This window comes from Streptomyces sp. NPDC049627, assembly GCF_044465645.1.
In the GTDB taxonomy this organism is placed as follows: Bacteria; Actinomycetota; Actinomycetes; order Streptomycetales; family Streptomycetaceae; genus Streptomyces.
This window is the reverse complement of the sequence record NZ_JBITLW010000012.1, coordinates 168,778-186,047: the sequence shown is the minus strand read 5'-3', so window position 1 is coordinate 186,047 and position 17,270 is coordinate 168,778. Positions and strand designations below refer to the sequence as shown.

Sequence of the window (17,270 nt, the reverse complement as noted above, 5' to 3'; positions counted from 1 at the left end):
CTCAGGCCGGTGGCCTGGTATTCATCCGTCGGAACCCGTGTCGGTGGCGCAGCGGCGGATCAGGTCGGCACGCGATGTGATCCCCAGGCGCTCGAAGACCCGACGGAGGTGATAGTCGACGGTGCGCGGGCTCAGGTAGAGCTGCGCTGCCACCTCCTTGTTGGTCGCGCCTTGGGCAACCAGCCGGACGATCTGGCGCTGCCGGGAGGTCAGGGATGCGGAACGGGCTTGAAGAGCGTGGGCGTCGTCCTGCGAAGGCTCCCAGTCGTCTCCGGTGGCCCGCAGCTCGGCCCGGGTCCGGTCGAGCCAGAGCCGCGCTCCGTGCCGGCGAAAGATGTCGGCCGCCTCGCGGAGCTGGGCGCGGGCGTCCGCACGTCGGCGCTCGCGGTTGAGGTACTCGCCGTACAGCAGGAAAGTACGGGCCAGTTCCAGTTCGCGATCGCCGATCGGGTGCAGACGCAGAGCGCGCCGGAAGTGGTGCTCGGTGTCGCCGGTTTCCAGCAGGGCGTGGCACCGGGCCGCCAGCGCGGTCGGCCATCCCCGGCCGATCGCCTCCGCCCATGGGGCGAAAGCCGCCGTCGCGCGTTCCGCCCGCTGCCGGTTCCCGGCTCGGACGGCGGCCTCCACGTAGCTGGGCACGGCCTCGATCGCGACACCGGGATGTCCGAGCCGCGTACGCACGAGCCGGCGAAGCCTGGCAGCTGCCTCGGCCCAGTTCCCGGAGGCAAGATCGAGGTGGGCGAGGCCCCACAGGCCAAGGGCCGAGGCGAGGCCCAGACCGTGCGCCTGCGCTTCGCCGACGACGCGGTCCGCGTACTGCTCACAGGCCCCGGCGTCTCCGGTGATACCGGCAGCGAGCATCAGAATTCCCATCAGATTGCGGAGGCAGGTGAGGTGGCCCGTTTCGCGGGCGAGCCGCAGAGCCTCGGTGGCGGTGAGCGTCGCGGTGTCCGGTCCGGCCAGCCAGCACTCCGGATACGCGAGGTACTGCATCGCGTGCACCGTCGTCGGTACGTCACCTGCCGTGCGCGCCAGCGCCACCGCGCGGGTGGCCAGCGTCCGCGCGCGGGCGTCGTCGGCGATGAACAGCGCACCGTGCGAGGCCCAGGCGAGCAGCAAGGGATCGTCCACCTGTGCCGCAGTGCCGAGTCGCTCGCGCAGGCGGGGCACCGCGGCCGCCGGCCGTCCTTGCAGCGCATCGGCGACCGCCAGCAGAACATCGACGGCCAGTCGGCTCGCCTGCTGTTTCTCCTGCGCCGAGCCGTTGAGCACGGCCGCCGCGCGCCGGCCGGCCTGCACCGGTAAGGCTGTGTCTCCCGCATACAGGCCCGCCTCCCCCGCTGCCACCAGTGCTTTGACGGCCAGCGACGGGTTGTCCGCTGCCAGCAGGTCGGCGGCGGTCAGGAGTCCGTCGTAGGCGTCCGGCGCTGTGGAGTGGTGGAGGGAGATCACCCCTTTCAGGTAGGCGATGTGCCCCCGCAAGGACGGCTCGTCCGTGCCGATCAGAGTCTCGGCCCGTTCCAGCAGCCGGGCCGCCCGCCGCGGCCGTCCGGCGCGTCTGCTGCAGTCGGCCGCGGCGACCAGGCGGCCGGCCCGGCGGCCGTCCTCGTGCGTCAGCTGGGCCGAGCGTTCCATGAGCGCCGCCGCGTGCGCCGGATTGCCGTGCTGACGGGCGCATGCGGCCTGACGCTCCAGCTCGTCGGCCAGGTCGGCGTGCGGCTCCGACAGCAGGGCCGCCTCGTGCCAGCAACGACGGTCGTCGTGCGTCTCGGTCAGCACGTGCGCCAGCACGGCGTGCGCCCAGTGCCGCTCGGCGAGATCCGCTCCCTGCCAGATGGCCCGGCCGAGGTCGTCGTACCGGAAGGAGATCACGGTCTTCGAGGTGGTGAGCAGGCCGGCGGTCTCGGCCGGTCTCAGGGCCGACGGGTCGATCTCCGTCCGCTGGGCGACACGGACGAAGGTCAGGGGGTCCAGGCCCGGTTCCGCGGCCAGCAGCAACAGCAGCCTCCGGCAGTCGTCGGGAAGCCGGCGGAATTCGGCGAGCCGGCGGCGCACCAGGCTCGGTGGCAGGGGCAGGGGATCGGGCAGCCGGGACAGGCGACTCAGCTCCGCGGGAGTGAGCGTCCGTAACAGCTCCAGCAGGATCAGGGGATTGCCGCCGGCTGCATGGATGAGCACCTCACGCACCGGGAGCGCCACCGGAGAGGACGGGGTTCGTGTGATGAGCCGCAGGCACTCCTGGTCGCTCAGGCCTGCCAGCCGTAGTACGGGCACTCCCGACCTGGCGGCGCACTCGTGGCTCTCGGTCCCGGCCAGGATCAGGACCCTCTCACTGCCGATCCTGCGTGCCACGAAGCCGAGGGCGTACCGGGACTCGGCGTCGACCCGGTGCAGATCGTCCACGACGACCAGCACCGGGCTGCGGTCGCTTGCCCGGGCCAGGAGCGCCAGCACGGCGGCGCCGAGGAGCGATCGCTCGTCGGGCGGCGGGACATGCCCGACCAGCAGCCGCTGAAGCACCTCACGCGATTGCGTCGGCAGCTGAGGGATGTCGGGGGCCAGTGGCCTGACCAGCCGCTGCACCGCGCCGTATGCCAGGTTCTGTTCCGCCGGTACGCCGTCGGCCCTGACCGTGCGGACGCCATGGGCCAGCTGGGACGCGTACCGCAGCAGTGCGGTCTTGCCGATCCCGTGGTCACCGGTCAGGAGCAGGGCGCCGCCGCCGGCTTTGCGGCAGGTGTCCACCGCCGCCGCGAGCTGCCGGCGCTCGACCTGTCTGCCGATGATGGGGGGTTGCTCGGTGCCGTACGTCATGACGCACGCTCCCGGCTCGACGCCTCAGGCCGAGAATAATGACTATTCTCGACGACGTGCGCAAGGGAGGAGGCGGCCGAAGTCCCCTCCTGCGAGAGCCTTTTGGATCCTTCCTGCACAGTTAGGCTTGGGTCGTGGCAGAGCCTGATTCCCTCGCACGGCAGTCCGGTGCCCTGATCCGTGACCGGCTGATCGAGGCGGCCGTTCTCGAATTCGGTGAGCAGGGTTACGACCGAGCGCGGGTGCAGGACATAGCCCGTCGTGCCGGGCTCTCCACGGGTGCGATCTACGGCAACTTCAGGAACAAGGCCGACCTGCTCGCCGAGGCGGTCGATCGCGGTCTGGCGGCTGCCGGACGCAAACTGGTCGAGGCGCTCGACCGCGGGGCGGCCTCCACCGACCTGCTGCAGATGGTCACCACCGACCTCTCCGACCCTCGCCGGCGCACATGGGCGCCTCTGGTCAGCGAGGCACTCGCCGCCGCGCGGCGGGACGACGAGGTCGCCCGAAGGGTCCACGCCGCCCTGCGCAGGGCGGAGGCCAGGTTGACGGAGCTGGTCGAACTCGCCCAACGGGACGGCTCACTTGCTCCCGAGGCCGACGCGGCGGCTTGCGCCCGCCTGGTGCTGTGCGTGTCCCTCGGGGTGGACGTCCTCACCGGCTTGGACTTTGAGGGCCCGGACCGCAAGGCGTGGACCGCACTGGTGCACAGGCTGTTCGCCGGGCTGTCGAATCGGTGAAGTCGCCGGTGTTGCGCCGGCCCGGGCAACGAGCACCCCGAGGAAACGCTGGTCAGCAACTCGGTGGGAATCCTCGCGTTTTCATCGCGGACGGGATCGGTTGACAGTGGAAAGGCCGCCCGTCACTCTACGGTCAGCCAAGCGAGGCCATATCGGTGAGGGAGATCATCCCTTGGATATGCGCTGTACGCCCTTGCGGCACTGGCCGTCCTCCAATATCCGTGGGTACGGCCGATTCGAATGAAGGTCTTTCCGGTGAGGGAGGAAAAAATGCTGCACCGAAAACTCGCGGCGAGCGCCGCCATCGTCGCCACGGCGCTCGTGGCCGCCGCCGTGCCCCCCTTCGCATCCGCCGCCGCGTCCGCACCCGACACACCTCGACAGGACCACAGTTCGCAGGTCACGACCGTGCGGTACGGGCCGATCACCATCCCTGCCGCGTCCGGGCACGACCACGGGGAAACGCGCAACCGGATCGATTTCAACGTCCAAAAGCCGTGCGACAACTGTTTCATCACCGGATTCAAACCCAATCTGGTGTATGAGGACGGGGCGAACGCCAATGTCAACACGGGCCCCATGCTGCATCACATGGTGATGGGAAACCACCGGAAGAACGACGTCGTGTGCAACGGCCCGCAGCGCATATTCGCCTCCGGTAACGAGCGGGTGGCGAGCGTCCTGCCCTCCGGATACGGCATCAAGGTCGGCAGAGGCGAGCGGTGGAACATGCTCTACGACCTGATGAACCACGCCCCGGAGAAAAAGACGGTATACATCACCGTCACCTACACTCATGAATCCGCCCCTGGTTCGCGGCTCAAACCGGTGACACCGATCTGGATGGACGCGGGCGGATGCCTCGGCAGCGCGTACGACGTTCCGCAGGGAGTCAGCGAAAAGACCCGACGCTGGCGGTCCACGATCTCCGGGACGCTGGTGCACATGCGCGGCCATCTGCACCATGGCGGTCACTCGGTGCGGACCGAGAACCTCACCACCGACAAGCCCTTGTGCACCATCGTGGCCGAGGAAGGCGGCAGCCCCGAGTTCATCGACCTGCACGGAAACTCCGAGATCTCGGACATGCCGCCCTGCAGCGGTGATCCCCTCGGCACGATCCACCGCGGGGATGTCCTGCAAATCACCAGCAGGTACGTAAGCACGGGGCACTCGCACGGCGACGTCATGGGGATCATGGCCGGCTGGGTCGCCCCAAACTGATCCACCTCAGGCGGTTGGGGGCGCGGGCCGCCCAACCGCCTCCTCAGGGAGGTGATCGCATGAATCCGGGTCCGTCCTCCTGTAGACGCCGACACGGCTGGACGCTCATCGTCGCCGACGCGCTCATCTGTCTGGCCTGGGCGGGCAGCGTTTGGGCGGCACTCCATGTGCAGGTCGGCCCAGCGGTCCGCACGGCCGCGCTGTTCGTGCATCTCGGGGCGCTGGTCATCGGGCTCGGCTCCGTGCTGGCCATCGATTACTACGGCACTCTGTGGCTGCTGGGAAGGCGAACCCTGCATCAGGCGCTGGAGTTCGCCGACCCGCTGCACGTTCCCGTATGGGCGGGACTGGCCGGCCTGGTGCTGAGCGGGACAGCCCTCGACCCCGACCCACGGGCCCTCCTCACCCGGGTCAAGCTGGTGCTCGTCCTCCTGACCGCGCTCAACGGAGTGCACGCGCAAGCCCTTCATCGCACGCTGGTCGCACAGGCAGGCTCCCGGCCCCCGCGGCGGCTGATCGTGCGCGGCGTGATCTCGGCCGTCCTCTCCCAACTCGGGTGGTGGGGAGCCCTGACGATCGGATTCCTCAACAGCCAGTCGTGAGGCTTCCAGACTCTGAGCCGTGCATCTGTGAGACCTGTGTGCGCCTCCAAGAGGTGAGTGAAAATGCGCCATGTCTCGGTCGGCCGGCCGAGGCATCGAGCGCCTGAGCACCAACTCGTCGAGAAAGCAGGTCGGCCCGTGCTGTTGCGTCTGCCCGAGTCCGTGTCCGAAGCGCAGGAGTGCATAGCCGAGGGAGCGGTGCCTGTCGGCGGGGCGACGCTCGTGTGGGCAGGCTGGCAACGGGACGGGTTCCCCGCACAGGCGATGTCGCTGCGCAACGTGCCGGAGGCCAATGTGATCGGCCGCGGGACCCTGGGCGGCGCCGTGGTGCTGAACCGGATCGACGACCGCGTGCCCGAGGTACTCCGGCAGGCCGCCGCCAACGTGGGCACCGGCGCCGTACGCCGGACCGCCACCGTCGGCGGCAACATCGTCGGCAGTACGCTGCGCTGCCTGCTGCCCGCCGCCCTGGTGCTGGGCGCCCGCGCGACGGTGCTGGAGCGCGACAGTGTCTTCGAGACCGACCTCGCCGAACTCCTGGCCAAACAGCACCTGTTGCTCAGCCTGCACTGGCGTGACCCGGTCGTCAGCAGCTACCGCAAGCTGGCCGCCGATGCGGGCGGCCCGCCGCCCCTCGTCGTAGCGGCCGCCCTGCACTCCGACACCGACGGAGCCGACCGTCTGCACGTCGCCGTACGTGACGGCTATGACGTGCTCAGCGACAGCGTCCCCTGCGCCGCAGGCACCGACGAGACGATCGACAGGCTTGGTGACACGACCGTCGGCACACTTCACGCCACGGCTTGGGCGATCGTGCGCCAACACATCGGCGAACTGCTGGCCCGCCCGCGTGGTCGTTGACCCGAGGCAGGGGGGAGGTACGGCACCGTCGCGCGGCCGCCGGATGTGGCCTGTTGCCATGCCGGCCGGCTCCGCGCGGCTGAGCGGGCGCCCGCTTCTCGCCTAGAGTCGGCCGCATGACGCAGGCACCGGCCCAGGACCGCGGCGCACGGTCCCGCGACGCGATTCTCGACACCGCCGGCGAACTGATGTCGCGGTACGGCTACGCCGCCACGTCCATTTCCATGATCTCGGCCGAGTGCGGTCTGCCGCCCAGCTCGCTCTACTGGCACTTCGGCAGCAAGGACGGGATCTACGTCGCGGTGCTGGAGCGCGCCAGGACCGTGCTGCTGGCGGCCCTGCCCCCGGCCGAGGTGCCGGGCGCCGACGTCGCACAGCGGCTGGACGCCTTCCTCGTAGAGGTCGAGGACGCCTTCCGGCGTCATCCGCACGGACTGAAGCTGCTGCTGGGGCTGGGCATGGTGCAGCAGGACGCCAGCGCGGCGGCCGTGGCCGAGGTGCACCACTACCGCGACGCGCTGGTGGCCTGGGCGCAGGATGCGCTGAGCGCCGTTTTCGGGCTGGGCGGCCGTCCGCAAGTTGCCGAGGAACTGGCGCGCTTCACCCTCAGGATGGCGAGCGGCACCGCCGTCGCCCGCTGGTTCGAACCGGGCGCCGTCCTGGAGACGGGGCCGCTGGGCGTGGCGTTGCTGGCGCTGGCGGCTCACCACGGCGTTCAGGTGGAGGGGGCGCGCCCCGGACGGTGAGGGGCAGGGGGTGTCCGGAGCGCCGACGTCATCGCGCGGCTCCTCGGGGAACGGGGGAGGGCTGCCAGAACGCGCAGTGGTGGTCGGCAGCGAACCCGGTGGTGGGTGCGACTCGGTCGGGTGCCAGCACCTGGATGCGGTCCCGGTCGGCCGTGTGGCGCGGCCACGGGGGAGTTCCGGGTGCGTTGGGGTCGCCGGTGGCGGCGAAGCGGGCCCAGTAGGCGGTCATCGTGGCGGACAGTCGCCGCTGGGCGGGAGTCAGGGGCGCCAGTGCGTCCGTGGGGAAGAGATAGGCCAGTTCGGAGGCGTGGAAGGCGCCTTGTGGTGTGTGGGGCGCCGGGATGAACGGCGGTGCCTGGGGATCGTGGAACTCGTAGGCGTAGACCGGTGCCCGGGTGCCGTAGAGCAGGCTGTCGGCCCGTGCCGGGCAGGCGAACCGCTGGTCGGTGTTGACGGCGGAGTAGGCGAGGTTGGGGGACGGGTACGCCGCGGCAGGGTAGGTGTCCAGGACCATCGGCGCGCGGCTGCCGTGCTGGAGCCTGATCAGGGTGGCGTAGGAGTCGGGCGTCAGGGGTCCGCCGCCGAGCAGATCGACGTAGAGGGCGGTGAAGTAGCGGTATTCGTCATGGGTGGTGCCGCTCAGCGTCGGCACCGCGTTCACTCGTCCCTCAGCCCATGCTGTGCGCGGAGGGCGGGGGAGGACGCGTGGCCCGGTGTTCGGGCCCCACAGGGATGCCGTCCCGGTCCCGGTGGCGCGCAGGAGTTCGGTGGTGGTCAGCGCGCGCAGACAGGTCGCCGCGGTCGTCGGGTCCGCGCAGCCGGCCGAGGCCGCGAAGGCTCGTCCCTTCTGCTCGGCCGCGCCGAGCGTGAGCGGGGTCAGAGCGCCGTCCGAAGCACAGCTTCCGCTCTGCTGAATCGCCCGCTGGAACAGGCCTTTGGCGGTCGGGGAGGCGATATGGGCACAGGTGTCGACGGACCCGGCGGACTGGCCGCCGAGGGTCACTCGGTCGCGGTCGCCACCGAAGGCGCCGATGTTGCGCCCGACCCAGCGCAGTGCGGCCTGCTGATCCATCAACCCGTAGTCGCCGGAGGCGTGGTCGCCGCTCTCCGCCGACAGGGCGGGATGGGCGAGGAACCCCAGTGCGCCCAGCCGGTAGTTGACGGTCACCACGACCAGGCCGCGCGCGGCCAGCGCCGCGCCGTCGTAGTCGCTGCCCGCGCCGTAGGCGTTGCCGCCGCCGTGCAGCCACACCAGCACCGGCAGGGGCCGGCCGCCGGTGCGGGCCGGCGTCCACACGTTGAGGTACAGGCAGTCCTCCGTCGTGCTGCCGGTGCGGTTGGACTCACCGGGCAGCACCGGGCCGCCGTCGGGCAGCAGCGTCAGCGGCAGTTGGGGGCAGGGACCGGCCGGCGCGGTGGCGTCCCGCACCCCGGACCATCGCCCGGCGGGCCGTGGGGGACGCCAGCGCAACGGGCCCGTCGGCGGGGCGGCGAAGGGGATGCCCCGGAAGACCCGGCCGCCGTCACGGTGGACCGCGCCATGCACCCAGCCGTGGTCGGTGCGCACGGTCAGGGAGCCGTGGGCGGCATCGGCCCGGGCCGCGGCCGAGGGAACGGGAGTGGCGGGGGAGGACAGCAGCAGAAGCACCAGCACGGTCATGGCACGGGTCAGGGTGGTGCGCAGGCTTGGTGGTCTCATCGCATCTCCTGGTGCCGGTAGGAGCGGCGTGGTCACGGCGTGTGCTCGTAGGCGCCGATGTCACAGGCGGCGTTCTGGGGGCGGGTGACACCGCGCTGATCGGTGGCCGGGCAGTCGAGCGCCGCGTCCAGGGCGGGGCTTCCCGGCAGCAGCGCGGCGGTGTCCGTGGGACCGCCGTTGTCGGCGAGGGGGCCGATCAGCGGTGGACGGCTGGGCAGGTCGCCCGCGGCGGTGAGCCGGCAACTACCGTCACCGTCGAGGTTGTGGCCTTTCGACGCGATGGTGGCGAACGCCTTCTTGCAGTCGGCGGCCTTGCCGTCGACCGTGTTGCCGGCGACGACGGAGTTGCGCAACGTCAGCCGTCCCAGCGGCAGATCGACGACATCGGGGATCGGGGAGGGCAGGCTGTCCAGGTAGGCGGGGGCGATGTTGATGCCGCCTCCGCCGTCGCTGGAACTGTTGCCGGAAATGGTCGAGTTGAGGATCTCCACGGGCCCCCGTCCGCGGATGTCGATCCCGCCCCCGTACCCGGCGAGGCTGCCGGGGCGGTCGCCCGGGTTCGTCACACGGTTGTCGGCGATGGTCGAGTTGGTCACGGTGCCGGTGTCGTCGAACCTGATGCCCCCGGCCTCTCCCGCGACGTTCCCGCTGACGGTGCTGTCGATCAGATCCAGGTGCGAGCCGGGGATGTTGAAGACGCCACCGCCGTAGCCCGCGGAGTTCCCGGTCACGGCGACCCGCCGCAGCGTCATGCGGTGTCCGTTGGCGATGCCGCCGCCCCCGGTGTCGGTGATGGGCAGTTCACGTTCCTTGGCCACGCCCCCGGTGATCGTCAGATCGGACAGGTTCGAGTCCGCCTGCATGCGGAAGGCGCGGTCGAGTCGGTTGGCGTCGATGACGGTGGTCCGTGCGCCGGCGCCGCGGATCGTGGTGGGCGCGGCGATGTTCAGATCGCCCGCGGTCGGGTCGGGGTGGTCACCGATGATCAGGCGGGGGTCGGGTGGGATGGTCAGCCGGTAACGCCCCGGAGGCAGGGTGATGGTGCTGCCCGGGCGGGAGTTGGCGGCCATCACCGCGGCGCGCAGACTGCAGGCGCCCGCCGCGGTGCGGCACAGGCCGTCCGACGCGTCGGCATCGACGGCGTCGGCCGTGGTGTCCACGGTGAACTCCGTGGGTTCGGTGTCCGCTGGCGCTACGGCACCGGCCGTGGGGGTGGCGAGTGCCGCTGCCGTGGCGAGGACGAGGGTCAATGCCGCTGGTCCGGCTCCGACGTTCATCCGGGGAACTCCTTTCGGCGAGGAGGGGGGAGGGGTCGGCTGATGAGAGAACAGGGGGAAGAACGCTGCCGATGCGAGGACTTCCTGGTGGCGCGAGATACGGCTGATGCGAACTGCGGCTCGTGCGAGTGCGAGGGCGTTCAGCGAGACACGGCTCGTGCGAGTGCGTGCGTTCATGCGAACTGCGGCTCGTGGGTGCTGCTGCTGATCCTGATGCGGCTGACGCCTGACACGGCTCTTGCGGGAGACGCGGCCGGGCGCCTTCCGGTGCGGCGCTGGAGCAGCAAGGCGGGCCGAGGCAGGGGGATGGCGGAATGCGATCCGCGCCTGCACGACGGGGTCACCGCCGTCGTCCGCGTGAACCGTCCGCGCTCTGTAGGGAGCGTTCCATTCAAGCACTTCCGTGTCTACCGAGCGGTAGTCGAATGACCGGATAGAGACGGCACCGGCATGGGTCCGGCAACCCTGTCGCCGCAGCCGCGCCGGCATCACTCGATGAGATTGCGCGCAGCCGCGCGAAAACTCCGCGCACACCTCTTGACCGCCCATACCTACTGGTCAGTACGCTCACGCCACCCTCAACGACACCCGGTGTCCTCCCCGTGCGGCCGCGGCGAACCGGCCCCTCGGCACGCCTTGGCATGCCCGCAGGCAGCGTCCCGTGACCCGGGACATGCCCCTCGCGGCCCCTCAGAACGCGCCATCGGGCGCTGTCCCGAACCCCACCCGGAGAGTCCTTCGTGAAGAAGACCCGCATGACCGCTGTCGCCGCCGTCGCCGCGGCCGGCGCCCTGCTCGCCGTGCAGACCTCAGGCCCCGCGCAGGCTTTGTCGAGCAGCTCCACCTTCAACTCCGCCAGCAATCCCGTCCTGTTCGTGCACGGCTACACCGGCGACGCGAGCAACTGGAACACCATGGCCGACCGGTTCAGAACCGACGGCTGGCCGTCCGCCTATCTCGACCAGTGGTCCTACGACTGGCGCCAGTCGAACACCACGACCGCCCAGCAACTGTCGGCCGAGGTCGACCGTCTGCTCGCGGCCACCGGCGCCACGAAGGTCGACATCGTCAGCCACTCCATGGGCGGGCTCTCCTCGCGCTCCTACCTGAAGAACCTCGGAGGGACCACCAAGGTCGACGCCTGGGTGTCGCTGGGCGGCCCGAACCACGGGACCGACAGCGCCAACAGCTGCTTCGACACCTCCTGCACCGAGATGCGCATCGGCTCCAGCTTTCTCACCGCCCTCAACTCCGGTGACGAGACGCCTGGTTCACCCCGTTACGCCACCTGGTGGTCGCCCTGCGACACGGTGATCAACCCTGACAGTTCCGTCTCCCTGTCCGGCGCGGCGAACACAAAGACCGCCTGTCTGAGCCACACGGCCCTGTTCATGGACGCAACGGTCTACGCCCAGACCCGGGACATGATCAACACCTGATCCTCTCGCTCGGTCCGCCGGAGGAGCCGCCGTTCCGTCTCCGCCGACCGGCGAGTGGACATCGCCTAGCCTGCTTCGTATGCCCGACACCACCAGGCACGCAGAGCGCGACGACCGGCCCGAGGAATCCCGACGGGTGCGCCTGAGCCGGACATTCGACGAGGACGCGGAGCTCTACGACCGGTCCAGGCCCGGATATCCGCCGCAGCTGTACGACGACCTCGCGGAACTCGCGGGTGCCGGCCCCGGCAGTCGGGTACTGGAGGTGGGCTGCGGGACCGGCCAGGCGACGGTTCCCCTGGCCGGGCGGGGCTGCCGGATCACGGCCGTCGAGGCGGGGCCGCAGATGGCCGCGGTCGCCCGCCGAAACCTGGCGGGGGCCGCGGCGGTGGAGGTGGTCACGGCGGACTTCGAGAGCTGGCCGCTGCCGCGGGAGCCGTTCGACGCGGTCGTCTCCGCAACGGCGTTCCACTGGATCGACCCGGCGATACGGATGGCCAAGGCGGCCGACGCGCTGCGTCCGGGCGGGGCGCTCGCCGTCGTACGCACCCAGCATGTGAGGGGCGGTACCGAGGAGTTCTTCGTCGAGGTCCAGCGCTGCTACGAGCACTTCGACCCGGACACGCCGCCCGGGCTGCGGCTTCCCAAGGCCGCCGACATCCACGGTTCGGACCATGCGGAGGAGGTCGCGCGAAGCGGTCGGTTCGGTCCCACGGTCTTCCGCCGCTACGAGCAGGACCTCACGTACACCACGACGGACTATCTGGACCTGCTGCGGACGTACTCCGGCCACCGCGCTCTTCCGGAAGCCGCCAGGAACGGGCTGCTGGGGTGCATCGGGCACCTGATCGACGAGCGGCACGACGGCCGGGTGACCAAGCGCTACCTCATCGAACTGGCGGTGTCGCACAGAAGGTGACGCCGCACCGCGGCGCCGCCCCTGGGCCACCCCTCCATGCCCGTAGAGCTGTGCCATGGCCCTGTCACAGTGTCACAAACGTGTGCGCAGACGGCTCCCGCTCGGTGTGAACGGGCGGCGACGGCGTTCCGGTGGGGCATGATCACCGGGACATTCCGATCACGGGGGGCTCTCATGGCTTACACAGCTCGTTCACGTCGTACCACCGCAGTACTCGCCACTCTCTCGCTCGGCATCCTGGCGCTGAGCGCGTGCAACGGCGACGCCGACAAGGACACCTCCGCCGCCCCGAGCACGGCAGCGAGCTCGTCCGCCGCGGGTTCGGACGCGGGTGCCGACGCGCCCTCGACGGCCGCCCCGGGTGACGGTGGCAGTGGCAGTGGCACCGGCGGCTCCTCCGGCAGTGGCGGCAGCACCCCGTCCTCGGAGCCCGGAGCCGACGACGGTCAGGACGGTGGTGTGGGCATGTGCGAGACGGCCGACCTGGGCTACAACGTCACCGTCGCGTCCCGGCCCGTCAACCACGCCCTGCTGACCGCGACCAACAAGAGCGGCGACGCCTGCCTCCTGCCCGCGAACGACCTGGTGATCACCATTCCGGGGCTCGACGGCGCCTCCGAGCACATGGGACCCGCCGGCAAGGACTGGATGCTGAAGGCCGGCGAGAGGGCGTACGCCGGGATCCTGTTCTCGCGTGCCGACACCGCGGGCGGCAAGAGTGCCGACAAGGTGGAGATCGCCCTCACGGCTTCCGAGAGCCCGACGACGGTGCCGATCGACGATGGCCCCGTCACGGTCAACGACGGCCAGGTCACCAGCTTCTTCGGCACCGCCGAGGACGCGCTCACCTACTGACCACTCCGGTCCGTAACAGGCTTCCGCCGCCTCGTTGACAGGTCCGTACCAAGGCGCAACCCTGAGAGCGCTCTCAGAACGTGCCCAGTCGGCCCTCGTCGAACGGAGACGGAGCATGTTACGGACACTCAGACGCGCGGCCGCGGCCGTGAGTCTGTCCATCGTCACGGTCCTCACCGGTTCACTGCTCGTGACCGGAGCCGGGACGCCGGCCCACGCCGCCGTCCCGGCGACGATCCCTCTGAAGATCACCAACAACTCGGCCCGCGGCGAGCAGGTGTACATCTACAACCTCGGCACCGAACTGTCGACCGGGCGGCAGGGCTGGGCGGACGCCGCCGGTGCGTTCCACCCCTGGCCGGCGGGCGGAAACCCGCCGACACCCGCACCCGACGCCGCGATCCCGGGGCCGGCGGCGGGGCAGTCGGCAACCATCCGGATGCCGAAACTCTCGGGCCGCGTGTACTTCTCCTACGGCCAGAAACTCGTGTTCAAGCTCACCACCGGGGGCCTGGTGCAGCCCGCCGTGCAGAACCCGAGCGACCCCAACCGGAACATCCTGTTCAACTGGTCGGAGTACACCCTGAACGACTCGGGCCTGTGGATCAACAGCACACAGGTCGACATGTTCTCCGCGCCCTACGCGGTGGGAGTGCAACGGGCGGACGGCAGCACCGCAAGCACCGGCCGGCTCAAGCCCGGCGGATACAACGGCTTCTTCAACGCCCTCAGGGGGCAACCGGGAGGCTGGGCCAACCTGATCCAGACCCGACCCGACGGCACCGTGCTGCGCGCCCTGTCGCCGCTGTACGGACTGGAGACCGGAGCCCTGCCCGCCACGGTCATGGACGACTACGTCAACCGCGTCTGGCAGAAGTACGCCACCTCGACGCTGACGGTCACGCCGTTCGCCGACCAACCGGGCACCAAGTACTACGGCCGGGTCTCCGGCGGTGTCCTGCGCTTCACCGACAGCGCCGGCACCGTCGTCACCAGCTTCGAGAAGCCGGACGCCTCCTCCGTCTTCGGCTGCCACAGGAGGCTCGACGCACCGAACGACCTGGTACGCGGCCCGATCTCGCGCACGCTGTGTGCCGGGTTCAACCGCTCCACGCTGCTCGTCAACCCCAATCAGCCCGACGCCACTTCCGACGCCTTCTACAAGGACGCCGTCACCAACCACTACGCCCGCAAGATCCACGCACAGACGGCCGACGGGAAGGCGTACGCCTTCGCCTTCGACGACGTCGGCCATCACGAGTCGCTCGTGCACGACGGCAACCCCCGCCAGGCGTACCTCACGCTGGATCCGTTCAGCTGACCATCCGTCAAGGTGGCGGCGGGATCCAAAAGGCGGTTGCTCCGGCCGGACGACCATCCGGCCGGAGCAACCGCCGCCCTGCTGTCAGCCGCTCCGTTGCAGTCTGCGCAGGGACGCGATCAGCTGGTCCACCTCCTCGTACGTGTTGTAGAGCGCGAGGGAGGCGCGCGCCGCCGACTCCAACCCGTAGTGGGCGAGGGCCGGCTGGGCGCAGTGGTGGCCGGCGCGGACGGCGATCCCGTCGCGGTCGAGCCAGTCGGCGACGGTGGCCGGGTCCTGCCCGGCGAGCGTGAAGGTGAGCACGGCGATGCGGTCGGGCGCCGAACCGATCAGCTCGAGTCCGGGCACCGTGGTGAGGGCCTCGCGGGCATAGGACATCAGGCCCTCCTCGTACACGGCCACGGCCTCGCGGTCGAGGGATGTCAGCCAGTTCAGGGCGGCGAGCAGTCCGATGACTCCGGAGATGTGTCCGGTGCCGGCCTCCATCTTGTGCGGGACGGCCGCGAACGTGGTCTCCGCGAAGTCGACGGACTCGATCATGTTGCCGCCGCCCTGCCAGGGCGCCATCTCCGCGAGGAGCTCCGGTTTGGCGTACAGGGCACCTGTCCCGGTCGGCGCGAAGAGCTTGTGGCCCGAGAACGCGTAGAAGTCCGCGTCCAGGTCCCGCACGTCGACGGGGAAGTGGGCGACGGCCTGCGCGCCGTCCACCAGGACCCTGGCGCCGTAGCGGTGGGCCAGTGCCGTCATCTCCCGGACGGGCGGGACCGTGCCGAGGACGTTCGAGGCGTGGCTGATCGCGACGAGCCGGGTGCGCGAGGACAGGAGGTCCGCGTACGCGTCCTGGTCGATCCCGCCGTCCGGCGTGAGCGGGACCGGCACGAGCCGGGCCCGGGTCTCCTTGGCGACCATCTGCCACGGCACGATGTCCGAGTGGTGCTCCAGGACCGGCACCAGGATGTCGTCGCCGGGACCGAGGTGGGCCCGGCCCCAGGTCTGCGCGACCAGGTTGACGGCCTCCGTGGTGCCGCGCACGAAGACGATGCCGTCCGGGCTCGGGGCACCGAGGAAGTCGGCCACGGCCGCCCGGCCCGCCTCGTACGCCTCGGTGGCCTCCCGCGCCATGGTGTGGGCACCGCGGTGGATGTTGGAGTTGGCGGCGCTGTAGTACGCGGTGAGCGCCTCGATGACCTGACGTGGTTTCTGGGTGGTGGCCGCGTTGTCGAGCCAGACGAGGGGGTGGCCGTTGACCGTCCGGTGCAGGATCGGGAAGTCCTGCCGCACCGACTCGGCCGTGAAGACGCCTGGTTGGCGCCAGGTCGCCGTACCCGGAACCTCAGACGTAGTCATGGTACTTGGACACCTCGACGTTCTGGAGTACGGCGATGGCGTCGTCCACCAGCACGGCGGTGTTGAAGTAGGCCGTCATCAGATAGGACGTGATGCCCTTGTGGTCCATGCCCATGTTCCGCATGGACAGGCCCGGTTCGACCTCGTCGGGCACGGCCGCGGGGCGCAGGCCCACGACGCCCTGCTCGGCCTCGCCGGTCCGGATCAGCAGGATCTCGGTGGTGCCGACGGCATCACCCGAGCCGCCCGGGCAGGGCACCTTGTCGGAGGGCAGCAACGGCACACCCCGCCAGGTCAGCAAGGGGCTTCCGAAGCGGCTGTCCGTCACCGGGGGCACCCCCCGTCGCGTACATTCGCGCCCGAACGCGGCGATCGCGCGCGGGTGCGCGACGAAAAAGGCGGGCTGCTTCCACACCCTCGCGAGGAGTTCGTCCAGGTCGTCGGGGGTGGGAGCGCCGGTGCGCGCCTGCACGCGCTGGCCGGCCGGGACGTTGTGGAAGAGCCCGAAGTCGGGATGGTTGAGCATCAGGCTCTCCTGCCGCTCGCGCAGGGCCTGGATGGTCAGGTTGGCCTGGGTCCGCGTCTGGTCCATCGGCCCGTTGTAGAGGTCGGCGACGCGGGAGTGGACCATCATCCGCGTCTGGGCGAGCGTCATGTGGTACTCGCGCGGCGCGTCCTCGTAGTCGACGTAGGTGCTCGGCAGGTCGACCTCACCCACATGACCGCCGCTGAGGTCGATGGGCGCCTCGCTCCCGGGTGCGGGCATGTCGCCCGACGCGTACGAGTCCACCGCCCCGCGCAGCGCCTCGTCGCGCTCCATGAGCCCGGCGAGCGCGGAACGCTCGGCCCGCAGGGCGACGCCGGGAGTGACGGCCTTGACGGTGTACGCCATGGGCTCGTCCTTGGTCCACGCCTCCAGGTCGAAGTACTGCCCGTCGCCGAGGACCTGGATCAGCGCCTCGTCGCCGTACCGCCCCGCGGCCCGCTTCTCGGCGCGGCCCCGGACGATCACCCACAGGTGTTCGGCGGTGTCGCCCTCCTGGACGAGCACCTGGCCGGCCTCGAAGCTCACCTCGGTGAAGGCGTCGGCCAGGTGGCCGAGAAGCGCGTCGTCGCTGTCGCGCAGGTAGGGGATCTCGCGTAAGTCGCCCGGAACGACGCGTGGCCTTCCCTCGTCGGTGTGGGTGCTGATGCGGTCGTCGCCCAGCACGTAGGTACGGCGCCGGTTGACCCGGTAGACACCGGATTCGACGTCGACCCAGGGAAGGGCGCGCAGGAGATAGCGCGGGGTGATGCCGCGCATCTGCGGGGTGGTCTTCGTGGCCGTCGCGAGTTGCCGGGCGGCATCGGGGCTGAGGCTGATGCGGTCGGTCGACACAGGGGCCTCCTCAGGCGGACTGCTCACGGATCGCTCACGGATTGCTCC

At 70.5% G+C, this 17,270-nt stretch carries 14 protein-coding genes; 9 read left to right on the top strand and 5 right to left on the bottom strand.

Annotation, left to right across the window (positions count from 1 at the left end; translation table 11 throughout):
* Positions 1-21 precede the first annotated feature (21 nt).
* A complete protein-coding gene (locus ACIBU0_RS30735) occupies positions 22-2,814 on the bottom strand; it encodes an AAA family ATPase (RefSeq protein ID WP_398824906.1) in 2,793 nt (930 codons plus the stop codon).
* 134 nt (positions 2,815-2,948) lie between these two features.
* On the opposite strand from ACIBU0_RS30735, the gene ACIBU0_RS30730 reads away from it, so the two are divergent.
* The 5 genes from ACIBU0_RS30730 to ACIBU0_RS30710 all read left to right on the top strand — a co-directional run bounded on the left by ACIBU0_RS30730 (position 2,949) and on the right by ACIBU0_RS30710 (position 6,987).
* Positions 2,949-3,554: a TetR/AcrR family transcriptional regulator gene (locus ACIBU0_RS30730; RefSeq protein ID WP_398824904.1), complete on the top strand. Its 606-nt coding sequence runs from the start codon at positions 2,949-2,951 to the stop codon at positions 3,552-3,554.
* Between the two features lie 240 nt (positions 3,555-3,794).
* Entirely contained in the window at positions 3,795-4,778 is a 984-nt protein-coding gene (locus ACIBU0_RS30725; RefSeq protein ID WP_398824902.1) for a hypothetical protein, read from the top strand.
* A gap of 59 nt (positions 4,779-4,837) precedes the next feature.
* Positions 4,838-5,380, top strand: coding sequence for a hypothetical protein (locus ACIBU0_RS30720; RefSeq protein WP_398824900.1), 543 nt, complete (start codon positions 4,838-4,840; stop codon positions 5,378-5,380).
* A gap of 138 nt (positions 5,381-5,518) precedes the next feature.
* Positions 5,519-6,241: an FAD binding domain-containing protein gene (locus tag ACIBU0_RS30715; RefSeq protein WP_398824898.1), complete on the top strand. Its 723-nt coding sequence runs from the start codon at positions 5,519-5,521 to the stop codon at positions 6,239-6,241.
* 116 nt (positions 6,242-6,357) lie between these two features.
* Positions 6,358-6,987 carry a TetR/AcrR family transcriptional regulator gene (locus ACIBU0_RS30710; protein WP_398824896.1) on the top strand — a complete coding sequence of 210 codons (630 nt, stop codon included), beginning with the start codon at positions 6,358-6,360 and terminating at the stop codon, positions 6,985-6,987.
* A gap of 28 nt (positions 6,988-7,015) precedes the next feature.
* Here ACIBU0_RS30710 and ACIBU0_RS30705 read toward each other — a convergent pair whose 3' ends face one another.
* Both ACIBU0_RS30705 and ACIBU0_RS30700 read right to left on the bottom strand, forming a co-directional pair.
* Complete coding sequence (locus tag ACIBU0_RS30705; RefSeq protein WP_398824894.1) at positions 7,016-8,686, bottom strand: carboxylesterase/lipase family protein; 1,671 nt, start codon at positions 8,684-8,686, stop codon at positions 7,016-7,018.
* Between the two features lie 32 nt (positions 8,687-8,718).
* Positions 8,719-9,963, bottom strand: a complete 1,245-nt coding sequence (locus ACIBU0_RS30700) for a choice-of-anchor Q domain-containing protein (protein WP_398824892.1) — start codon at positions 9,961-9,963, stop codon at positions 8,719-8,721.
* Between the two features lie 755 nt (positions 9,964-10,718).
* Between ACIBU0_RS30700 and ACIBU0_RS30695 the strand changes: the two genes are divergently transcribed.
* The 4 genes from ACIBU0_RS30695 (at position 10,719) to ACIBU0_RS30680 (ending at position 14,497) form a co-directional block, all read left to right on the top strand.
* Positions 10,719-11,402, top strand: a complete 684-nt coding sequence (locus tag ACIBU0_RS30695; protein WP_398824890.1) for an esterase/lipase family protein — start codon at positions 10,719-10,721, stop codon at positions 11,400-11,402.
* Positions 11,403-11,481: 79 nt separating this feature from the next.
* Positions 11,482-12,321, top strand: a complete 840-nt coding sequence (locus ACIBU0_RS30690) for a class I SAM-dependent methyltransferase (protein WP_398824888.1) — start codon at positions 11,482-11,484, stop codon at positions 12,319-12,321.
* A 174-nt stretch (positions 12,322-12,495) separates the two neighbouring features.
* Positions 12,496-13,176 (top strand): DUF4232 domain-containing protein, encoded by a 681-nt coding sequence (locus ACIBU0_RS30685; protein WP_398824886.1) that lies wholly within the window; start codon positions 12,496-12,498, stop codon positions 13,174-13,176.
* 115 nt (positions 13,177-13,291) lie between these two features.
* Positions 13,292-14,497 carry a glycoside hydrolase family 64 protein gene (locus ACIBU0_RS30680; protein WP_398824884.1) on the top strand — a complete coding sequence of 402 codons (1,206 nt, stop codon included), beginning with the start codon at positions 13,292-13,294 and terminating at the stop codon, positions 14,495-14,497.
* Positions 14,498-14,581: 84 nt separating this feature from the next.
* On the opposite strand, the gene ACIBU0_RS30675 is transcribed toward ACIBU0_RS30680, so the two are convergent.
* Complete coding sequence (locus ACIBU0_RS30675) at positions 14,582-15,844, bottom strand: SufS family cysteine desulfurase (RefSeq protein WP_398824882.1); 1,263 nt, start codon at positions 15,842-15,844, stop codon at positions 14,582-14,584.
* Positions 15,831-17,222 carry a family 2B encapsulin nanocompartment shell protein gene (locus ACIBU0_RS30670; protein WP_398824880.1) on the bottom strand — a complete coding sequence of 464 codons (1,392 nt, stop codon included), beginning with the start codon at positions 17,220-17,222 and terminating at the stop codon, positions 15,831-15,833. The genes ACIBU0_RS30675 and ACIBU0_RS30670 overlap by 14 nt, the downstream gene beginning before the upstream one ends.
* Between the last annotated feature and the right edge of the window lie 48 nt (positions 17,223-17,270).